16 protein-coding genes are annotated in these 21347 nt (G+C 73.1%); 5 read left to right on the plus strand and 11 right to left on the minus strand.

Annotated elements, in window-relative coordinates; genetic code table 11:
• Window positions 1–27: 27 nt before the first annotated feature.
• From JN535_RS02775 to JN535_RS02805, 7 genes are all read right to left on the minus strand, one after another.
• The gene (locus tag JN535_RS02775) at window positions 28–6243 is read right to left on the minus strand and encodes a DUF7507 domain-containing protein (RefSeq protein WP_205201813.1); all 6216 of its coding nucleotides are present in this window, start codon (window positions 6241–6243) and stop codon (window positions 28–30) included.
• Window positions 6244–6646: 403 nt separating this feature from the next.
• Window positions 6647–7519 carry a heme ABC transporter ATP-binding protein gene (locus tag JN535_RS02780; RefSeq protein WP_205201815.1) on the minus strand — a complete coding sequence of 291 codons (873 nt, stop codon included), beginning with the start codon at window positions 7517–7519 and terminating at the stop codon, window positions 6647–6649.
• Window positions 7516–8526: a FecCD family ABC transporter permease gene (locus JN535_RS02785; RefSeq protein ID WP_205203014.1), complete on the minus strand. Its 1011-nt coding sequence runs from the start codon at window positions 8524–8526 to the stop codon at window positions 7516–7518. Before JN535_RS02785 ends, JN535_RS02780 begins: the two co-directional genes overlap by 4 nt.
• Before the next feature lie 149 nt (window positions 8527–8675).
• Window positions 8676–9950, minus strand: a complete 1275-nt coding sequence (locus JN535_RS02790) for a heme/hemin ABC transporter substrate-binding protein (RefSeq protein ID WP_205201818.1) — start codon at window positions 9948–9950, stop codon at window positions 8676–8678.
• A gap of 367 nt (window positions 9951–10317) precedes the next feature.
• Window positions 10318–10986, minus strand: coding sequence for a biliverdin-producing heme oxygenase (locus JN535_RS02795; protein WP_205201820.1), 669 nt, complete (start codon window positions 10984–10986; stop codon window positions 10318–10320).
• A 97-nt stretch (window positions 10987–11083) separates the two neighbouring features.
• Entirely contained in the window at window positions 11084–12388 is a 1305-nt protein-coding gene (locus JN535_RS02800) for an MFS transporter (RefSeq protein WP_205201822.1), read from the minus strand.
• 92 nt (window positions 12389–12480) lie between these two features.
• Window positions 12481–13095, minus strand: a complete 615-nt coding sequence (locus JN535_RS02805) for a TetR/AcrR family transcriptional regulator (protein WP_205201824.1) — start codon at window positions 13093–13095, stop codon at window positions 12481–12483.
• A gap of 105 nt (window positions 13096–13200) precedes the next feature.
• On the opposite strand from JN535_RS02805, the gene JN535_RS02810 reads away from it, so the two are divergent.
• The 5 genes from JN535_RS02810 to JN535_RS02830 all read left to right on the plus strand — a co-directional run bounded on the left by JN535_RS02810 (window position 13201) and on the right by JN535_RS02830 (window position 18527).
• Window positions 13201–13776 carry a DinB family protein gene (locus JN535_RS02810; protein ID WP_205201826.1) on the plus strand — a complete coding sequence of 192 codons (576 nt, stop codon included), beginning with the start codon at window positions 13201–13203 and terminating at the stop codon, window positions 13774–13776.
• Window positions 13777–13871: 95 nt separating this feature from the next.
• A complete protein-coding gene (locus JN535_RS02815) occupies window positions 13872–14879 on the plus strand; it encodes a hypothetical protein (RefSeq protein WP_205201828.1) in 1008 nt (335 codons plus the stop codon).
• 651 nt (window positions 14880–15530) lie between these two features.
• Window positions 15531–16622 (plus strand): pirin family protein, encoded by a 1092-nt coding sequence (locus JN535_RS02820; RefSeq protein WP_205201830.1) that lies wholly within the window; start codon window positions 15531–15533, stop codon window positions 16620–16622.
• Between the two features lie 10 nt (window positions 16623–16632).
• Window positions 16633–17457: a DUF5926 family protein gene (locus JN535_RS02825; protein ID WP_205201833.1), complete on the plus strand. Its 825-nt coding sequence runs from the start codon at window positions 16633–16635 to the stop codon at window positions 17455–17457.
• Between the two features lie 311 nt (window positions 17458–17768).
• Window positions 17769–18527 (plus strand): glycosyltransferase family 2 protein, encoded by a 759-nt coding sequence (locus JN535_RS02830; RefSeq protein ID WP_307868237.1) that lies wholly within the window; start codon window positions 17769–17771, stop codon window positions 18525–18527.
• Between the two features lie 26 nt (window positions 18528–18553).
• On the opposite strand, the gene JN535_RS02835 is transcribed toward JN535_RS02830, so the two are convergent.
• Genes JN535_RS02835 through JN535_RS02850 form a run of 4 tightly spaced genes read right to left on the minus strand, consistent with a single transcriptional unit; the run spans window position 18554 to window position 21341 of the window.
• A complete protein-coding gene (locus JN535_RS02835; protein WP_205201835.1) occupies window positions 18554–19120 on the minus strand; it encodes a GNAT family N-acetyltransferase in 567 nt (188 codons plus the stop codon).
• Window positions 19117–19458, minus strand: coding sequence for a transcriptional regulator (locus JN535_RS02840; RefSeq protein WP_205201837.1), 342 nt, complete (start codon window positions 19456–19458; stop codon window positions 19117–19119). Before JN535_RS02840 ends, JN535_RS02835 begins: the two co-directional genes overlap by 4 nt.
• Complete coding sequence (locus JN535_RS02845; RefSeq protein ID WP_205201839.1) at window positions 19455–19880, minus strand: hypothetical protein; 426 nt, start codon at window positions 19878–19880, stop codon at window positions 19455–19457. The genes JN535_RS02840 and JN535_RS02845 overlap by 4 nt, the downstream gene beginning before the upstream one ends.
• A gap of 27 nt (window positions 19881–19907) precedes the next feature.
• On the minus strand, window positions 19908–21341 hold the full coding sequence (locus JN535_RS02850) for a sugar porter family MFS transporter (protein WP_205201841.1): 1434 nt from the start codon (window positions 21339–21341) through the stop codon (window positions 19908–19910).
• Between the last annotated feature and the right edge of the window lie 6 nt (window positions 21342–21347).

Genomic DNA, 21347 nt, shown 5'->3' on the forward strand with positions numbered 1-21347 from the left:
CCGTGGTCCGGGGCGACCGGCCATGCCTCAGCTGATCGTGGTGCGGCGGTTGCGGGCGACGACCAGCACGATCGCGCCGAGCAGGAGCAGCAACGCCGCCCCACCGGCGACCCAGGCGAGGGTCGCACCGGTGGTGGCGAGGGCCCCGCCGGGCTTGCCGGGCTTGCCCGGGGTCCCGGGCTTGTCCGGGGTGTCGCACGCCTCGGCGGTGTCGGTGAGCCCGTTGTGGGCGATGCCCGCGGTGTTCGCGAACCCGCCGTTGCCGTCGCTGCCCGGTGCGGGGCAGGCGAAGGTGGACTCGTTCACCGCGCCCGCGTCGAGGCTCGCGACGACCTGCACCTGGTAGGTGTGGGTCGCCCCCGCGGGCAGGCCCACGCCGCTGGCCACGACGTTGGCCGGGTCGCCCTCGGCGCCCTGACCCGTCCACGTGGACGACGCCGTGACGCCCTCGGGCGTCGCGGTCACCGTCGCTGTCTTGACCGTGATGCCCGCGCCGTAGCGCAGACGGTCGGTCAGGTCGTAGACCCCTGCCGTGGCGCCGTCGTTGCTGGCGGTGATGGTGTAGTTCACCGTCCAGGTCCCGTCGGCGTTCTTGGCGGGCTTGCCGTCCATGACCTTGGTGATGTCGATGGAGGGCACCGGGGCGCAGTCCGTGTCGGTCTGCGTCCCACCCGTCTCGTCCGTCAGCGTGGCCGCGTTGTTCAGACCCTGCTCCAGCGTGTTCGACCCCGCCGGAACCGTGCACGCAGGCGAACCGGTCCCGTCCTCGTCCACGTCGCCGTCGGCGAAGTGCAGGGGCACGTTCGCGACCACGGTCACGCGGTAGACGTGCGGGGCATACCCGTCGTCGTCCAGACCCGCGATGGCCACACCGGTGGCGATCCGCTGATCGCCGTCACCGTCGAACCCGCTGTTAACAGTCACACCCTGCGGGCCGGTGACGTTCACCGAGTCCACGGTGATGACCGGGGCGAAGAGCAGCTCGTCGTCCAGGTCGTACGTGGTCGCCTCGGTGCCGACGTTGCCCACGGTGAGGTCGTAGACGACTTCCCACTTGCCATCCCCGACGGGCTTGGCCGAGACCAGGGCCTTGTCCAGGGTCGGCTTGCCGGGACGCACGCACTCGTCGTCGGAGTCCTCGATCCCGTTCCAGCCGATGCTGGCGACGTTGTTCAGGCCACCCGGCACCGTGGAACCGTCACCGGTGGTGCAGGTGTCAGTCTCGGGGATCTCGACGTCGGTCAGGTCCGCGGAGTACCGGACCGTGACCGTGTAGGTGTGCACGACCGGGGCGGTGCCCGCGCCGTCGATCGGCTGACCCGTCACGACCCGGACGTCGCCGACACCGTTGAAGCCGGGGTTGATCCCCACCGACGCCGGAGCATCGGTGACGACGTCCTGGATCCCGACGATCGTGACCCCGTCGCCCGGGGCCAGGGTGTCGTCCAGGTCGTAGATCCCGGCGCCCGGGCCCCGGTTGGTCGCCGTGACCTCGTAGACCACGTCGTAGACACCGTCCTGCCCGGCCACGGGGGTGACCGCACCCGACAGGGACTTGGTGATCTCGATCAGCGGCAGCGGCGCGCAGTCCTCGTCCTCGGACGTCTCGCCGTTGTGCTCGAGCTCGACCGTGTTCGCCAGCCCGCCGTTCTCACCGGACCCCGGTGCAGGGCAGGTCAGGTCCGCGGGGGTGACAACGTCCAGGTCGAGAGACACCACGACCTGCACCTGGTACGTGTGCGTGCCACCGGCGTCCAGGTTGACGCCACCGGCGATCAGGTTGGCCGCGTCCTTGATGTCACCGCCCTGACCGGTCCACCCGGCCTCGGCCGTGACCCCTGCCGGCGTCGTGATGACGTCGGCGGACTCGACCGTGATCCCGTTGCCGTACCGGAGCTGGTCGCGCACGTCGTACTCGCCCGCGGCCTGGCCCGTGTTGGTCGCGACCAGGTCGTAGGTGATGGTCCACGTCCCGTCACCGTTCGGCGTCGGACCGTCCGAGATCGACTTGTCGATCCCGATCAGGGGCAGGGACGCGCACGCGTCGTCCTCGGCGATGATCCCGTTGTGGTCCAGGCTGACCGAGTTCGCCAGCCCACCCTTGTCACCCGACCCGGGGGGCGGGCACTGCAGGTTCACCGGATCGATCGTCGCCTCGTCCATCTCGACGACGACCTCGACCTGATAGGTGTGAACCCCACCGGCGGCCAGCGTCACGTCGCCCGCGATCAGGTTCTGCGGCGACCTCTTGTCCGGGCCCAGACCCGTCCAGGAGCCCTCCGCCGTCACCCCGGTCGGAGTGGTGACGACGTCGGCGGAGACGATGTCGATGCCGGTGCCGTAGTCGAGCCGGTCGAACACGTCGTACTCACCTGCGTCACCGCCCACGTTCTCCGCGACGATGTCGTACGTGATCGTGAACGTGCCGTCACCGTTCGGGGTCGGGCCGTTGCTGATCGTCTTGTCGACGGTGATGTACGCGATCGTGATGCACGCGGTCGCCTCGTCGGTCAGGTCGTTGTGCTCGACCCCGGCCGCGTTCGACAGGCCACCGTTGTCGCCCTCACCGAGCGCGGAGCACGGCGTGATCACCGGCACCCCGGTCACACCGTCGGCGATGCCGACGATGACCTCGACCTGGTACGTGTGGCTACCACCCGCAGGCAGGGCCACACCGGAGGCGATCACGTTCTCCGCCGCACCCTCGGCACCCAGACCGGTCCACGACGCGTTCGGCGTGACACCGGCCGGCGCCGTGACGACGCTGCCAGAGACGACCTCCAGGTCGCCGTCGGCGGTCATGCGGTCGGTGACCTCGTAGGTGCCCTCGACCTCGCCGTCGTTGGTGGCGACGATGTCGTAGGTCACCGTCCAGGTCCCGTCCCCGTTCGGGGTCGGGCCCGCGGACACGGTCTTGGTGATGTCGATCGACGGGATCGGCGCGCACGCCTGGTCGTCCTCGACCTCACCACGACCATCGGTCAGCTGGGAGGTGTTGTTGAACCCCTGCTCAGCGTCCGAACCCTCCGCGGGGCACGCCGTCGGCGCGTCCGAGCCGGAACCGGCGCCGTCGAGCTGCAGCGGGACGTCCGCGACCACCGTCACCTCGTAGTGGTGCGCCGCATACCCCGCGTCGTCGTTGCCCAGCAGGGGCACGTTCGCCGCGATCACGACATTGCCCTGACCGTCCCACGCCGGCGACGCCAACGTCACGCCCGCCGGTGCGGTCGTCACCTGTGCGGAAACGATGCTCGCCTCGGGGGCGAAGCGCAGCGTGTCGTCCAGCGAGTATGACGTCGACGCGGTTGACGTGTTGGTCACGTCGATCCCGTACACGACCTCCCACTGACCGTTGCCGATCGGCGTCGCCGAGAGCAGCGTCTTGACGTGGGTCGGGTCGCCGTCCACCTCGAACCCGGCCGGGTCACAGTTGATCGTCGGCGGCACCTGGGAGTCAGCGGGGACGTCTGCGGACGCGCACGCCGTGTTGACGAGCGTGTCGGGGGTGGAGGCGTCGATGACGATCTCGAACTCGTGCGACTGCGACTGTCCGGGATCCAGCGAGACGATCGGGAAGGACCCGAGGCCAGGCTGCTGGTCGTCGGTGACGTCGATGCCCGTGAGCGTGCCCTGACCGGTGTTCGTCACCGTGATCCGGTAGCGGACCGTGTCCCCCACCCTGAACGACGGGTAGTCGGTCACGTCGTTCGCGTCACGCCACACACCATCGGCGTCCAGGATCTCCTTCTTCAACGCCGCCGAGTAGTAGTTCGCGACCGTGATCGGCGCCGACGTGCGCATCACGAGCTCGGTGTGCTCCGCGACCGCCTGCGCCCGGTTGACCAGGACGTCACCGCCCTCGACCCCGTCCGTCGCGATCCGCACCTTGAACTGCTGCGTCGCCCCCGGGGCCAGCTCGGGACCGACCACGCGGATCGCCGTGGCGTCGGGGCTGTACGTCGTCGACCAGATCGACGACGGCGTACCCGGCGCACCGTTCTGCGGGTCCTCCGGGTCGTCTGACAACGTCGCCGGGTCCTCGGCCGTGTAGTACACCGTCGCACCCGCCACCGCGTCCACGCCCTCGAGCGTGTAGTCGCCGGTGAAAGCCGTCCCGCGACCGTCACCGTTGAACGGCAGGATGTCGATCGTGTCCGTGAACGCCTGCGACAGCGGGTCGAACGAGCGCAACGTCACCGTCCACGACCCCTGACCGACGCCGTCACCGGCGAGGTTCGGGATGAACGGCGTGTCAGCCGACTTCCCGATCGCGGTGTAACCGTTCGTGCTCACGGTGACCTGTGCCGTGTCGCTCGCCTCTCCGCCCGCGTAAGTGGCGTTGGCGGTGTTCGTCAGGATCGAGCCCGGGTCGACCGAGCTGTCGGCGACGGCCTGGTACGACAGGGGCACGTTGGTGTTCGTCGGCACGCCGTCCAGCGTCCAGGTGAGCACCTGCTGGCCTGACCCGTTGGTCGTGATCACCGGGGCCGGCGTGGCTGACCCGGCGACGTAGGTGACCCCCAGAGGGAGGGTGTCGATCAGCTCGTAGCCGTCAACGGTGGGCGGAACACCACCCGCACCGTTGGCCGAGTAGGTGAGCGTGTACGTGATCGGCTCACCCGGGCGCACAGCCGCGCGGTCCACGCTCTTGTCCACGGCCGGACTCGCGCTGACCACACGCAGGATGTCACGCAGCGACGTCGTCCGGGGGTAGCGTGCGTCGTCGATGTCCTGGATGGTCGGCACAGTGTTCCAGTTGAACCATGACCCGTTGACCATGGGTGAGCCCCACGACCAGATGTCCTGTCCGGCGGGTGCGTCGTCCTTGATGCGCGAGACCGTCTGGAGAGTTTCACGGGTACGCGGGTCCGCGATCGCCGCGGAGAAGGGGTAGATCGCCCGCACGGCCTTGACGGTGGAGAGGTCTGCCGGTGGGGTGGTGACCCAGCCGCCGCCCCCGGTCATCGAGTTGCCCCCCGTGGCGCAGGAGAAGCTGTTGGGGTCGTACGTCGCAGAAGTCGGGTCCACGGAGGGGTCGTTGCCGACGTAGTACTGCAGCGGGTACAGGGAGGTGTCGATGTCGGTCGGTGTCACGCTGACGAACTCGACGTAGCGGGTATCGAGTACCTCGCACACGCCGTAGAGCGACGTCGGAGTCGTACCCGGGTAGGACCGGACATCGATGCTGACGACCTGCCGCACCTCGGTGCCGGGGGAGACACGGTAGCTGTCGTCCCAGGCCGTGCCGCCGGCTCCCGTGTACCCACGCTCCCAAGCGGCGCTGTAGGCGCCAGGGAACTGGATGGCCTTGCTGGTGGTGTTGTTGCTCGGGTCGTCGGTCGCCGAGTCCCCGCTACCGGGTGCGACGTAGGTGGGCGCGTTCGACGTCAGGGTGGTGCCGGTGTTCGTGGTCGTCGCGATGCGGAAGGTGACCTGACCGCTGGCGACCGCCGACGCGTCGGAGCGCATCGGGTTGCCCTGCGAGTCCCGTGTCGGCACCTGAGCGAGGGAGTAGTCGATACCGGTGAGGGTGAGCGTGAACTGACCCGGGACGCCGGTCGGCGTCAGCGTGCACGAGGAGACGAACGGCGCCGTCTGATCGGCCGGGTGGCCACCGCCCGACCACGGGTGCCCCGGTGCGACCCCGGTGGTGAACGCCGAGCACGCACCGGGAGCGATCGAGACGGCCGACCCGTTCTGCGTGGACACGTCGATCGTGTACGACACCGAGTCGGGTCCCGCCTCGGACTCGTCCCCGAGGAAGAGCGTCCACTGGTAGTCGACGTCGACGTAGCCGGTCCCGAAGCTGAGGTTCCCCGTGGGAGTCCCCCAGGCCATGTCCATCGAGAACACGTTCTGGATCTCGATCGGCGTCAGCTGTGTCGAGCCGCCCTCGATCGTGCCAGAACCGGTCAACTCAGCGCCCGTGGGGCCGTCTGCCTTGATCGGTGTCTGCAGCACGTGGGCCGTGCCCTCGTCCTGGGTGCCGATGTTGCACACCATCGTCTTGCCGTCGGCCGAGATGCTCGAGGGCGGTGTGACGCCGGTGACGAGACAGGAGTCCGGCAGCTCCGCAAACGTGCCGTTGTCGATCGTGAGCGTGAAGTTCACGTTGTCAACCGGGTCGTTCGACGGTGCGGCCTGGTCGTCGTTGACGTTGACGCGCCACTCGGCGTTGACGACGTCACCGGTGCGTACCGTGGTCGGCGTCCCGTCGGCCCACCGGCCTTCGATCTCGTACACCGTCGCCGCCGCGGCGGGCAGCGCGGCCGAGGCCGCGATACCGGTGCCGGCTGTCGCGAGCGCGACGGCACCGGCGACGGCGCGCTTCCACGTCCGTGTCCGGTGCCTCGGTCGGGCGTGGCGTGCTGTCCTCGTCCCGGCGCGAGACCAGCGCCGAGGGGCGCTGTCGGCGCCCGTCGTGCTCCATGGTCGTGGTCGCATGAGCTCCCCATCGGTTCCGTGGCGCGCGCCCCTCGCGCGCTCGTCAATACCCCATGTGACCCAGGCGACAGCGGTCCGTGAAGGAAACGTGACGGAACCTCATCAACGGATTCATCCGTTCTGAGCAGAATTCACCCGTGCGTGTGCTCGTTCACACGTGGGGGTGGACCAGAGTTGATCTGGTGAACCCACCGCTCGGCGCTCAGCGCCGCGGCACGACGATCGGTGCGCCGCCGCCAGGGTGGTCGACGACCTCGACGGGGTAGTCGTAGACGCCGCTCAGCAGGTCGGCGGTGAGGACGTCGCGCGGGCCGCCGTCGGCGACGACGCGCCCGCAGGCGAGGACGGTGACCTGGTCGGCGTACGCGGCCGCGAGGGAGAGGTCGTGCACGACGACGACCACGGCACCGCCAGCGGCGCCGTGCGCCCGGGCGAGCTGGAGCACGAGCTCCTGGTGCTTGAGGTCGAGGGCGGCGGTCGGCTCGTCGAGCATGAGGAGCGCGGTGCGCTGCGCGAGCACCCGCGCGAGCGCGACGCGCGCCTTCTCCCCGCCGGACAGCGACGTGAAGTGTCGGTCGGCCAGGTGCTCGACGTCGGTCGCGGCCAGAGCCTCGGCGACCGCCGCGTCGTCCTCGTCCTCGAAGGGGGTTCCGCGCCAGGGCGAGCGTCCCATGCGCACGACGTCGACGGCGGTGAACGGGAAGCTCAAGGAGACCTGCTGGAGCATGACCGACCGCCGCAGCGCGAGCTCGGTCGGGGTCCACGCGGCGAGCGGGCGCCCGTCCACGGTGACGTCCCCGGCCTGGGGGCGCAGGTCGCCCGTGAGCACGGCGAGCAGCGACGACTTCCCCGCCCCGTTCGGGCCGAGCAGCGCGCGGACCTCGCCCGCGCGCACGTCGACCGACACGTCCCGCAGGATCGGCGCCTCGCCGAGCGTGAGCGACACGCCGTGCGCGGCGGTGACGACCTCGCCGGGCGCGGCCGGCCCGGGGAGGCGGGACCGCCGTCGGGCACCGGTGACCGCGGTGCGGAGGGAGCCGAGGAACGACGAGCCCTCGTGGCGCAGGTCGCTCATGCCCAGCCTCCCTGGCGCGAGCGCGTGCGGCGCAGGAGGTAGAAGAAGAACGGCCCGCCGACGAGCGAGGTGATCATGCCGAGCGGCAGCTCGACGTTCGCGACGGCGCTGCGCGCGAGGAGGTCGGCGGCGAGCAGCACGACGGCGCCGCCCAGTACGGACGCGGGGACGAGCGTGCGGTGGCTCGGCCCGCACACCATGCGCACGAGGTGCGGCACGACGAGCCCGACGAACGCGATGATCCCCGTGAACGCGACCCCGGCGGACACGAGGAGCGCGACGAGGACGATGACGAGCTGGCGCAGCCGCTCGACGTCGACCCCGAGGTGCTGCGCGGCGCGCTCGCCGAGCGCGAGCAGGTCCATCCTGCGGCGCACGAGCATCGCGCCCGTGACGCCCAGGACCGCGATCGGCAGCACGACCGCGACGGACCGCCACGTCGCGCCGCCGAGCGACCCGAGCTGCCAGAAGACGATCTGCTCGCGCGCGGCCGGGTCGGCGACGAACGTGAAGAACGCGAGCATCCCGCCCGCGAACGCGTTGACCGCGATGCCCGTGAGGACGAGCGTCACGACCTCGGTGCGCCCGCCGGCGCGCGCGAGCGCGTAGACGACGAACGTCGTGACGAGCCCACCGGCGAACGCGGCCGCGGCGACCCACGTCCCGGGCACGAGCGCGCCCGCGGTGACGATGACCGCGCACGCGCCCACGGCCGCGCCCGACGAGACCCCGATGACGCCGGGCTCGGCGAGCGGGTTGCCGAACACGCCCTGCATGAGCGCGCCCGAGCACGCGAGCGCCGCGCCCACCACGATCGCCATGACGACGCGTGGGAACCGCACGACCCACAGCGCGTTCTCGCCCTGCGGGTGCGACGGCATCGGGCCCCAGTCGAGCCCGACGTGGTGCGCGAGCGAGCCCAGTACCTCCGCGGGCGACACGGGCACCTGACCCGTCATCCCGGACACGACCGTGAGCACCGCGAGCGCGACGCCCAGACCGATCATCAGCCAGCGCGCGGCGCGGCGGCGCTGCTGCCCGACGGCGGGCCCCACCCGGGCGGGCCGACCACCGGGGCGCGGGGTGCCGTCGGGCACGGCGACGCCGGGACCGGGCGCGGCCTCGGGCGTGCCGAGGGGGCGGGTGGCGGGCGCGCTCACGACGCCGGGAGCTCCGGTGCGGGCACGCCGTAGAACGCCTCGACGAGCGACGCGATCGTGGAGCCGGTGCGCGGGCCGAACGTGAGCAGGCGCGAGCCGTCCATGTCGACGACGCGGCGCGCCTCGCCCGCGGGCGTCTGCGCGAGGCCCGGGATCGCCATCATGGCGTCGAGGCCGCCCATCGACTCGAGCCCGTCGGTCATGACGAGGTAGGCGTCGGGCGCGGCGCTGATGATCGCCTCGCTCGTGACCGGTGCGTACTGCTGCGTGAGGCCGATCGCGGTCCCGGCGTCCTCGCCGCCGATCTCGCGGATCAGGTCGTCGGCGCCCGAGCCGGGCCCGAAGAGCATCTTGATGTTGGAGCCGCGCAGGTAGAGGAACGCTACGCGCGGCGTCCCGGTGTCCTGCGGGACGGCGTCGAGCGCCGCGCAGATCTGCCGGTCCGTGCGCTCGACGAGCGCCTCGCCCTGCTCGGGCACGCCGAGCGCGGTCGCGACGGCGCGGATCCGGTCGTCGACCCCGTCGAGCGTGCGGGCCTCGTCGAAGTACACGACGGGGATGCCCGAGCTCTCGAGCTGGCCCCGCACGTCGTCGGTGAGGATCGTCGCGTCGGTGAGGATCACGGACGGGTCGAGCCCGAGGATCGCCTCGACGTCGAGCGCGTGGCCCGCTCCCGTGACGACGGGGACGTCGGCAGCCTCGGGGAAGCCGGTGGGCAGGTCGCGCCCGACGACGTTGTCGCCCAGGCCCAGGCTGTAGACGATCTCGCCGAGCGTCCCGTACAGGTCGACGGGGACGATGCGGCTCACGTCGGTGATCTCGACCTGGCGCCCGTCGACCGAGTCGACCGTCACCGGGAGCTGCGGGGCGGGCGCCTCGGCGACCGGGTGGATCGCGTCGTCGGCGAACGTCGCCGTCGCCGGTCCGGTGGGGAACGACGCCGGGTCGACGTCGGTGCCGCCGCCCGCGGCCCGCGACTCCTCGAGCGTCGTGCACGCCGGCGCGCCGGTCGTCGCGTCGGCGGTCTCCGTCGGCGCCGCCTCGACCGGCGCGGCGTCCTGGCTCGCCTCCGCCGACGGCGTCGCGGGCGGCTCGTAGGGGAGCGGCGAGCACGCGGCCACGAGCCCCAGCACGACGGCGGCGCCCGTCCCGGCCAGCGCCGACGCCGCCCGCCGCGCCCGACCGGGTGCGGTGCCTGCCGGACCCGAGCGCGACGTCGTCCGGCTCGTCGGCGAGCCGAGGTGCAGCACGGAACGGGCAGCGTGAGGCATGGGAGTCTCCAGGAAGGCGGTGCGCGGGAGGGCGCGACCAGGCGAGATCGTCGCCCGCCCCAGATAAGACGAGCCTAACCTGACTTGAAGGCGATCCCCGACCGTCTCACGAGTAACGCACCTCACGTGAAGGGCGCCGACCGGACCCGGCCGACGGAGCGGAAGTCCCGACTACCGCGAGGTAGAACCGCAGTCACCCGAGAGAGAACGCTGGTCGCGCGAGGTAGAACCGTGGTTACCACCCGCTCCGAACACCCGAGCCGACCGGGCGCCGTCGGGCACAAAGACCCACGGTTCTACTTCGCGTGACCACGGTTCTACTTCGCGCGACCAGCGTTCTACTTCGCGCGATCGGGTTCCCTCGGCGTTAGGGGTGGACGGCACCGAGGTCGGCGAAGAGGTCGCTGTTGAGGCGGAAGGCGTGCTTGGCCTCCGCGACGGTCTCGTCGAGCTGCTCGGGTGTGAGGACCAGGCCGTCGAGGCGCTCGCGGTAGACGTCCTTGAACGGCTTGGACTTGGGGATCTCGACGAACGTGTAGAACGCGAGGCCGTCGCCCGACAGGCCGTAGTGGCGCTCGAGCATGCGCTTGATGATCTGTCCGCCGGAGAGGTCGCCGAGGTAGCGCGTGTACGCGTGCGCGGCGTACGCGGGCAGCGACGTGCCGACGGTCCGCAGCCGCGCGACGTAGCGCTCGGTCGCGGGGTGGATGGTGATGCGCTCGGCCCAGTCGGCACCGACGAGGAACGTGAGGTCCTTCTCGATCTCCGGCGTGCGCGTGAGCTCGTCGAAGACGAGCGTGGAGCCCTGGGCGTCGGCGCGCATGTGCGCGCTCGCGTCCTCGAGCGCGCCGTAGACGGCCCACTGCTGCGCGGCGAGGTCGGCGTACGCCGCGACGTCGAGCCGCCCGGACATGAGCCGCTCGACGAACCCGGAGCTCTCCGCCTGCTCGTGCTCGGGGCGCGTGCCCTCGCGCAGGCGCTGGGACAGCGGCACGGTCTCGTCGGCGCGGTCGAGGTCGTGGGTGAGAGCAGTCACGGGTGGCTCCTGCGGGTAGCGTCGGGTCAGGGCGCCCGTCCTGACGTCCTGTCATGACGATGCGTCAGGAACTCTAACGCACTCAGGTGAGGCTTGCCTATCCTCTGTCCGGGATCTGGTCGACGTCCTCGGGGTCCGGGAGGCCGGTGAGGAACCGGAAGCCCAGCAGGGCGACCAGGGTGCCCAGCCCGCCGCCGACGACGAGCGGCGTCGTGAGGTCCGTGCGGGCCAGGAGCCCGCCGAGGAACGACCCGAGCGGCATGACGCCCCACAGGAGCGTGCGCCACGTGCCGTGCACCCGGCCGAGCAGGCGACCGGGGATCATCGCCTGGCGCAGCGACATGACGAGCACGTTCCACACGGTGACCGCGCCGAACCCGACGGCGAGGAGCACGGCCGCGACGGCGACACCCCCGTCGGGCAGGAGCGGCACGACCCCCAGGAGGACGAGCGCGACGGGCGTCACGAGGTTCGCGACGGCGATCGTCCGGCCGGTCCCGAAGCGCTCCTTCGCGGGGTTCGCGACGGCAGCCGCGACGAGCGACCCCGCCGCCCCGACGAGCAGGAACGTGCCGTACCAGCCCTCGGGGACGCCGAGCACGTCGAGGACGTAGAGGACCGTCGTCGCGGTCGCGGCGGAGAAGCACAGCCCGACGACGACGGACAGGATCCACAAGGGCCGCAGCGTCGGGTGCGCCCACAGGTAGCGGAACCCGTCGCCGAGCTGACGGAACCACGGCGGGGCGGGCTCGGCACCCTCGACGGCCGCGGCGCGGTGCTCGCCCGCCGCGACGGCGGGCAGGAACAGGGCGAGCGCGCCCGCGACGGCGTACGCGGCGGCGCCGGTCCCGAGCGGCACGACGACGGCGACCGCGAACAACGCCGACGTGAGCGGCGCGGAGAGGAAGTTCTGGACGGTGATCTCGCCCGCCTCGATGCGCGAGTTCGCGCGCGGGAGGTCGGCGGGCCGCACGATCGAGGGCAGCACCGCGCGGATCGCGCCGTCGTAGACGGTCTCCAGGGCGCCGTAGAGGAACACGACGGCGTAGAGCCACCAGATCGTCAGCGTGCCGGTCGCGGCCAGGGCGACGAGCCCGAGGGCGAGGAGCGTGCGCGCGCCGTTCGCGAGCGCGAGCGCGTGTCGGCGGTCGATGCGGTCGAGGAGGACGCCGGCGGGGATCGCGAAGAACAGCCAGGGCAGGAGCGAGACGGCGGCGACGCCGGACACGAGGAACGGGTCGTCGGTGAGCCGCGCGGCGAGCAGCGGCGACGCGACGCGCGCGATGCCGTCGCCCAGGCTGGAGCTGAGGTTCGCGGTGAAGACGTTCCGGAACGGCACGCCGAGGCCGCCGCGCACCCGGGAGGGGGCGTCGGGCGGCCTGCGGCGGCGGAGGGTCGGCACCTCCCGAGGCTAGGCGACCGTTGCCGCGGGCATCGCGCTGTTTCCGTCGCTTCTGCTCGGGGGAGAAGGGCCGGCGGCCGGGGCGGGCCGGGTCAGCGCGTGAGCGCGGGCGAGGTCGCGTCGGCCCCGACGGCGCGCAGCACGAACGCCTCGGTGGCCTCGATCGCCTGCTCGCGCGCGGCCGGGTCGTCGGGGACGAGCCGGCCGGACAGGCACGCGTTGACGAGCTGCACGGTGGTGTCGATGTCCTGCTCGGGGAACTCCCCGGCCTCGATCCCCGACGCCACGATGCGGCGCAGGATCGCCTCGACGAGCTCGGCGTGCTCGCGCAGGCGCTGGCGCGTCGTGCGCGAGAGCACCGTGCGCAGGTCCGGGCCGGGTGCGAGGTGGAAGATGCGCTTGAGCTGCGCCTGCTGGCGGATGTAGGTGCGGAGCTGCTCGACCGGGTCGTCGACGTGCTCCAGCGCCCGCTCGAGCGTCCCGACGTACTGCTCCGTCTCGTGGGTGATGAACCCGAGGAGCAGCGCCTCCTTGTCGGGGAAGTGGTTGTACACCGCGGTCCGGCCGACGCCCGCGGCGGCGGCGATGTCGGCGAGCGAGATGGCGTCGAAGCCGCGGTCCATCATGAGGGTCGAGAGCGCCGCGAAGAGCTTCTGCCGGGTCTGTGCGCGGTGCTCGTGGAGGGACCCTCCGATGATCTTGGGCATGCTGACATCATAGGGCGGTTGTGTCAGAACGCTAATCCGTCGACCGGGGACCGCCGGGGTGACGCGCCCTCCTGTGCGCGCTGCGCCGTCTGGCACACTGCCGCCATGGACACGACCGCCTCGCCCGACGGCGTCCCCGGGAGCGCCCCCGACCCCGACTTCCCGCCCGTCCCCGCGGACACCAAGGACTGGACGTGGGTCATGGAGCGTCCGTGCCCGGAGTGCGGGTTCGTGGCGGGCGAGGTGACGCCCGACCGCGTGGGCGCCGCGGTGCGCGACGCGGTCCCGCGCTACGTCGCCGCGCTGGGCCGCGAGGACGTGCGCGTCCGTCCCGACCCCGCGACGTGGTCCGTGCTCGAGTACGCGGCGCACGTGCGCGACGTCTTCTCGGTGTTCGACGTCCGAGTGCAGTCGATGGTCGAGGGCGACGACCCGCAGTTCGCGAACTGGGACCAGGACGCGACGGCGGTCGAGGAGGACTACGCGCACCAGGAGCCCGACGCCGTCGCGCGCGAGCTCGCGATCGCGGGCGAGCGGGTCGCGGGCCGCTTCGACGCGCTCGTCCCGGACCAGTGGGAGCGCCCCGGGCGGCGGTCGAACGGATCCGTGTTCACGGTCCGCACGCTCGGTCAGTACTTCGTGCACGACGTCGTCCACCACCTGCACGACGTCGGCGCCTGACCGGACGCGCGGCACCCGGCGGCGCCGCGCCAGGAGACGCACGGTCGTGACACGGGCGTAACATCCCGGCATTCCGGACCCCCTACGGTCCGGTCATGGACGCCACCGTCGCCGGCCTCGTGCCGGACGCGCACGCAGGAGCGCACCTCCTCGCGGTGCCTCGTTCCCGCGGAGCGGCGCGTACGCCCGTGGACACCCTGGCGCGAGCCTGGTTCCCCGATGCCGCGTGGACGACGCCCCCGGGCGGCGGGGGAGCGACCCGCCCGATGGTGGGCGCGAGGTTCCGTGGCGTGGTGCCGGACGGCGTCGTGGCGCCGGGCGAGCTCCGGCTCGCCGAGGGCGCACGCGTCGTCGGGCCGTTCCCGCTCACGCCGCCGCAGACGCAGGCGCTCGACCTCGCGAGCGGGAGCGCCGAGGTGTTCGCGCTGCACGTCGACGCCTCGGCGCCGCGCGGTGCGCCGGTGCCTCTCGCCGACGACCGCGACGGTCTCGCGCGGGCCTTCGCCGCCGGGCTGCCCCAGGGTCTCGAGCTCCAGGTGCTGGGCTGGGCCGTCGCGGCGGCGCGCCGCGTCGGGGGCGCCGTCGTCCCGGACGGCCGGACGGTGCTCACGCCGGACCCCGCCTCGGGGGTCGACCTCACGCTGTACAGCGCCCAGGTCCTCGGGCCCGACGACGCGCTCGGCGTCCTGCGCACGACGGTCCCGAGCGCGCGCGTCGTCGCGGTCCACCCCCGCCCGGACGGCCTCGCCGAGTACGTGCTGTCGGGGGAGACCCCGTACGACGGCGCGGTCCGCCTGACGGCGCAGCGCGTGCCGCAGGTGCCGCTCGCCCTCGGCGCGCTCGACTGGCGCGAGCACGGCCCGCACGCCTTCCGTCTCACGTGGGTCCCCACGGACCCGTACGAGCTCGAGGTCGAGCACCCGTCGGGACTGCACGTCATCGCGCGCTCGCGGGCCCGGGTGCTCGTCGCGCGCCTCGCGGCGATGCTCCAGGGGCGCCTCGCGGGCACGCTCGTCGACGACGGCGGGTTCGTGGTGCGCGACCTCGACCTGGACGAGCGGCTCGCGCCGGCGGCCACGCCGACGACGCACTTCTGGGTCTGACGGACGGGGCGTGCGCACGAGGCGCGCGGCGCCACCGAACCGGGCGTGTCGACCGGGCGAACTGTCCACAGATTTCATCCACAGGGTTGTGGGTTCCGTGGGAATGGCGCGGGGCCGCCTGTGGACGAACCTGTGGCCTTCGTGACCGGCCGAATGACATCGGTGGGAACCCTTGCAGGCCCTCCGGGTGAGGACTACAAACGTGCCTAACGGCCCGGACGGGCGCACACGGACGACGGAGTTCCGGCACGCATCACGCAGGGGTCTCACGGCCCCGCCAGGAGCCCACGGCATCCGGAGCGAACGCGAGGGCACGGCCGACCGGAGAACGGTGGACGACCCGCGACCCCCTGCTGCGGGCTGCGCGCGACGGCGCAGGCTCCGACCGGACCCGGAAGGCCGACCGCGATCGGCGTCACGTGCCCGCCCGGGACAGCCCGGGCCGGGCGCGACGACGCCGGGCCGCCACGTCGCGAGCGGCGCCCCGACGGGCCACGTGCCCGACCGCCCCGGGGTCGCGCGGACACGGCGAGGCCCCTCGGAATCCTGCTCCGAGGGGCCTCGTCGCCATTCTCCCGCGAGGGCGCCGTGCCGCGAAGACCCGTCCGCGGGCCGGAGGCCGCTCCCGCCCGGCAGGCCTACGCTCGGGGCATGAGCAACCTCGAGACCCGGCCCGAGGAGCGCGTGTGCTCCGCCGGTGCACTCCACGGCGCGGAGGCCGGCGGTCCGCCGGTGGTCGAGATCCTCGAGCACCGGGACGTCCCGCTCGGCGGTACGCGGGCGATGCGCGTGCGGCGCACGATCCCGCAGCGCGCGCGCTCGCTCGTGGGGGCGTGGTGCTTCCTCGACCACTACGGCCCGGACCCGCTGCCCGCGATCGGCGACGGGGCCGACGGGATGCAGGTGCCGCCTCACCCGCACACCGGCCTCCAGACCGTCACGTGGCTGTTCGCCGGCGAGATCCTGCACCGGGACTCCGTGGGGTCGCTCCAGACCGTCCGCCCCGGCGAGCTCAACCTCATGACCGCGGGGCGCGGCATCTCCCACTCCGAGGAGTCGCCGCGCGGCGTCCGCCCGCCGGTCCTGCACGGGGTGCAGCTCTGGGTCGCGCTCCCGGGCGACCGGCTCACGGACCCGCCCGCGTTCGAGCACCACGCCGACCTGCCGGTCGCGGACGACCAGGGGGCCCGGGTCCAGGTCTTCCTCGGGAGCCTGCGTGTGGCGGGCGCGGAGCTGCGCTCGCCCGCCACGACGTACTCGCCGCTCGTCGGCGCGCAGGTCGACCTGGAGCCGGGCGCGCGCGTCACGCTCGACGTCGACCCGGCGTTCGAGCACGGCCTGCTCGTCGACGACGGCGCGGTGCGCCTCGAGGGCGAGCCCGTCCCGCCGTCGTCGCTCGGGTACGTCGCGCCGGGGCGCGCGACGCTCACGGTCGAGGCCGGCCCTGACGGGCCCGCGCGGGTCGTGCTCGTGGGCGGCGAGCCGTTCGGCGAGGACATCGTCATGTGGTGGAACTTCGTGGGGCGGTCGCACGACGACGTCGCGCGCGCCCGCGCGGACTGGCAGGCGCAGCTCGTGGTCACCGGAGGAGAGGGTCCGAACCACGGCGGGACCCGGTACGCCGACGGCGCGCGCGACGGGCGCTACGGCGAGGTCGTCGGGTACGACGGCGGCCCGCTGCCCGCGCCCGCGCTGCCCGACGTCCGCCTGCGCCCCCGCACCCGTCCCGCGGGGCGCCAGTAGACTGCCGCGCATGGCCAAGAACACCACGCCCGACTTCGTGCTGCGCCCGTTCGAGGGGCTGCCCGGCGAGACCGACTGGGTCGCGATGCGCGAGGTCGTGCCCTCGGCCACCGCGACCGCCCGCACCACCGCGGAGCACGGCGCTCGCGACGTCACCGTCGTCACCGTCCTGCCCGCGGGCTGGGCCGCGCTGCACCGTCAGGACGGCGCGATCCTCCTCGCGGTCCAGACGCTCGCGGGCTCGGGTGACACGAGCCGCGACCTCGCCGCCGCGCTGCTCGAGGCGATCGACGCCGAGCCGGGCACGTCCATCGAGATGAGCGCGCTGCCCGACGCCGGCCCGCGCCTCCAGGACGTCCTCGACCTCTCGGTCCCGTTCGACGTCACCGTCCACGAGGACTTCGCGTTCTGGCTCGACCCGGCCGAGGAGATCACGCCGGACCTGCGCGCGTCGCTCGACCAGGCGGCCGAGTCGATGGTGCCCACGGTCAAGCTCGACGCGGTGCCCTCGGCGTACTGGTGCCGCATGTCGCGCGAGTTCCTGCGCTGGGCGCGCCCGGAGCCCGAGGACGCGCTCATCGACGCGATCTCGCGCCTGCACGCGCGGCGCGAGTCCGGGCTCGCGGACGGCAAGTTCGTCGGCGCCTTCCGGTCCAGCGGCCTGCTGGTCCCCGTGTGGGAGCTCCCGCGCGGCACGGAGGCCGACGAGCTCGAGGGCCCGGTCGCGGAGCTCGACGCGCGCCTCACCGAGGCGCTCGCCGTGACGGAGCCGCTCGACGCGAACGAGCGTCGTGCGCGCGCGGGGATCGTGTCGCGCCAGGTGACCCTGCGCTGACGGTCCCGCCTGCCCGACGACGGCCCGCCGGCACCCTGTCGGCGGGCCGTCGCGTCTTGTAGGATCCGGGGGACCTGGGAACGCAGCCCGGTCGTCCTGCGAAGATCCCGAGCGGATCCGCTGGTGGAACGACGACACTTCTGCGGCCAACTCTTTGCACTACTAGGCTGGACGGCGTGAACGCGGACCATCGGTCGACTGAGTCGGGGAACAACACGGGCAGTGCTCCTCCAAGTGCCCCTGCGGGCGCGGCGAGCACGCCGCCGACGTACCTCTCGGCGTCCGGCACGCGGGCACGGACGCCCCGCCCGGTGGTCGGGGACGGCCGGACCGGACGCGCGGTGCGGCAGCGCGTCGCCGTGATCATCCCGGCGAAGGACGAGACGCGGCGCATCGCCGCGACGGTCCGCGCCGCCAAGGCGATCCCGCACGTCGACCTCGTGCTCGTCGTGGACGACGGGAGCGAGGACGACACCCAGCACGTCGCGCGCGAGGCGGGGGCCGTCGTCGTGCGCCACTCGCACAACCGTGGCAAGGCCGCGGCCATGGAGACCGGCGCGGCCGTCGTCGCCATGCGCGACGCCGCCGACCGCCCCCCGCGCCTCCTGCTCTTCATCGACGGCGACCTCGGGGAGACCGCGGTGAACACCGCGCCGCTGGTCGCGCCGGTGCTCGACGGGTACGCCGACCTCGCGATCGCGCTGCTCCCGCCGCAGCCGGGCGCGGGCGGCCGGGGGATCGTCGTCGGAGCCGCGCGCCGCGCGATCCAGTCCCTCACGGGGTGGACCCCGACGCAGCCGCTCTCCGGGATGCGCTGCCTCACGCGCGAGGCGTTCGAGGCCGCGACCCCGCTCGCGCGCGGCTGGGGCGTGGAGACCGGCATGACGATCGACCTGCTCCGCAAGGGGTACGTCGCGGTCGAGGTGCCGTGCGACCTGCGCCACCGCGCGTCGTCGAACGACCTCAAGGGCCAGCTCCACCGCGCGGCGCAGTATCGCGACGTGCTGCTCGCGGTGAACGCGCGCAAGATGCGCTCCGCCGTCGACCGCGTGCGCGCGGGCGACCACTAGCCGGAGCGGCGGCTCGACGGCGGAGCTCAGGGCTTCGGCGCGCGGACCATGCCGTGCACGACGGGGCCGTCGTGCACCTGCGTGGTCGCGGTGCGCAGGAAGCCCAGCCGCTCGTAGAAGATGACGTTGCGCGCGTCCGACGTCTCGAGCGCGACGGGCGCGTCCCCGAGGGCGGGGTCGCGCAGCGCGGCCCGGCACACCGCGCTGCCGAGCCCGGTGCCCTGGCGCGACGGCAGGACCCCCACCGTCGCGAGCACCCAGGCGTCCGGGCGGGGCGGCGGGAGCTCCGCGGCGGCCACGGCCTGCAGGCGCGGGCCGTGCAGCGCGGCGACGCGCTCCTGGACGTCCCCGGGGGGAGCGGGGGCGTCGGGCGGCATGAGCGCGGCGACGGCGTCCACCGGCTCGTGGACGACCACGATCCCGTGCGCGAGGGCGTGCTCGAGGTAGATCTCCTGGAGCGCGGTGAGGCGCTCGGGGTAGCCGTCCTCCGGGACGGCCCAGCGGGTCCAGGGGTAGTCGTGGAACGCGGCGGCAAGGGTGCGAGCCGCGGCGGGCACGTCGGCGGCGGTGGCTCGACGGAACGTCGGCGTCATGGTGCGGTGCCTCTCGGGGTCGGGTCGGGCTGCGGCTCGATCGCGCCGGTGCGGGCGATCTGCTCGAGGGTGCGCACGTGCTGCCGGAACGCGTCGAGCCCGCGGTCGCTGATGCGGACCCACGTGCGCGTCCGGCGCCCGGCGGCCTCCTTGCTGATCTCCACGAGGCCCGCGTCGGCGAGCGCGGTGAGGGCCTGGGAGAGGGACGAGTCGCTCAGCTCGACCAGGTCGGCCAGGAAGCGGAAGTCCGCGCTCTCGACGTTCGCCAGGGCGGCGAGGATCGAGAAGCGGACGGGCGAGTGGATGAGCGCGTCGAGGCCCTTGCGCGGGTGGCTCATCGGCGTGCGCTCGCGAAGGCGCACGCCGCGAACGGCGAGGCGGCGACGACGCCGGCGAGGACCCACCAGGCGGGCGACGTCGCTCCGACGAGCTGGAGCGCCGGGTCGAGCATCGCGAAGTAGAGCACCACCCAGGCGATCAGGGCGATGCCCATGTCGCGCACCCAGTGCCGCGGGGCCGTGCGGTGGTTGCGCGCGACGGCGGACCACAGCAGGGCGAGGACGACCACGAGCACCGTGGTGGCGGGCCACCACGGTGCGTCGAGGACGTCGACCGCGATCGTGTAGGCGAGGGCGACGACGGCGTGCCCGACGCTGAGCCAGGGGTACCAGCGGGTCGCGCGGTGGGCCTGGGCGGCGACCTCCTCCGCCTGGCCGAGCTGACGACGGGCCTGCTCCGGGGTCATGGAGTTCTGGATCATGTAATCACTTTAACACTCATAAAGTGATTACTGTCCACCCGCCGCGGTCTCCTCCCGCATCTCCTCGAGCGGGCGGTTCGCCGTCTCGGGCAGCGCGCGGAGCACGAGCACGAACGACGCGGCCGCGAACACCGCGTAGAGGGCGTAGCTGCCGGGGAGCGACAGGTCCCGGAGCGAGGGGAACGTGAGGTTGACGGCGATGCCCGCCGCCCAGTTCGCGGCGGCGGCGAGCGACGCGGCGCGGGCGCGCAGCAGGTTGGGGAACATCTCGCCGACGAGGATCCACACCACCGGACCCCACGAGACGGCGAAGGCCACGACGAAGACGTTCGCCGCGACCAGGGTCACGACGCCCCACGCGTCGACGAACACGAGGCCGTCCGCGGCCTGCCGCGCCTGGGCGAACCCGGTCGCCATGACGGCCAGGGCGGCCGTCATGCCCACCGATCCCACGAGCAGCAGGCGACGCCGCCCCACGCGGTCGACGAGGAAGATCGCGACGACGGTCGCCGCGACGTTGACGAGCGACGTGAGGGCCGAGAGCCAGAAGGCCTGCTGCTCGCCGAAGCCCACCTGCGCCCACAGCGACGTGGAGTAGTAGAAGATGACGTCGATCCCCACGAGCGCCTGGAGCGCCGCGAGCGTGATCCCCAGCCAGACGATGGGCTTGAGGCGGCCCGGGCCGGAGAAGAGGTGGGACCACGCCGGTCGGGCCTCGTGGAGCGTCCCCTCGATGGTCGCGACGCCCAGCAGCGCGTCGCCCTCCGGGACGCGGTGGAGGCGCCGCAGCGTGCGGGCGGCGCCGTCCCGGTCGCCGCGCATCACGAGGTACCGCGGCGACTCGGGCAGGAGGACCGCCGCGACGACGTACGCCAGCGACGGCACGACCGCGACGAGGAACATCCACCGCCAGGCGGGCAGGCCGAGGGCCAGCTCGGCCTCGGCCCCGCCCGCGGCGCGGACGAGGAACGCGTTCGAGACGAGCGCGGCGAAGATGCCCAGGACGATCGACATCTGCTGCGCCGTCGCGAGCCGCCCACGCAGCCGGGCGGGCGCGATCTCGGCGATGTAGAGCGGGGCGACGACGGACGCCATCCCCACCCCCACGCCCCCCAGGAAGCGCCACAGCGCGAGGGTCGGGCCGTCGTGCGCGACGGCGCACAGCACCGACGTGGTGACGAACAGGGTCCCGGCGACCATCATGAGGCGCCGTCGTCCGAAGCGGTCCGCGATCGTGCCCGCGGAGAAGGCGCCCACCGCCGCGCCGAGGAGCGCGCTCGCGACGATCACGCCGACGAGCGCGCTCCCCACGCCGAGCTCGGCCTTGAGGGCGTCGACGGCGCCGTTGACCACGGCCGTGTCGAAGCCGAACATGAACCCGCCGAGCGCCGCCCCGACGGTCGACGCGACGACGAGCGGGGTGAGGGCGCCGTGGCCGAGGCGGCCCGTCGCGGCGTTCACGGCGTG

The sequence above is a fragment of the Cellulosimicrobium cellulans genome (assembly GCF_016921195.1).
GTDB lineage: Bacteria > Actinomycetota > Actinomycetes > Actinomycetales > Cellulomonadaceae > Cellulosimicrobium > Cellulosimicrobium cellulans_F.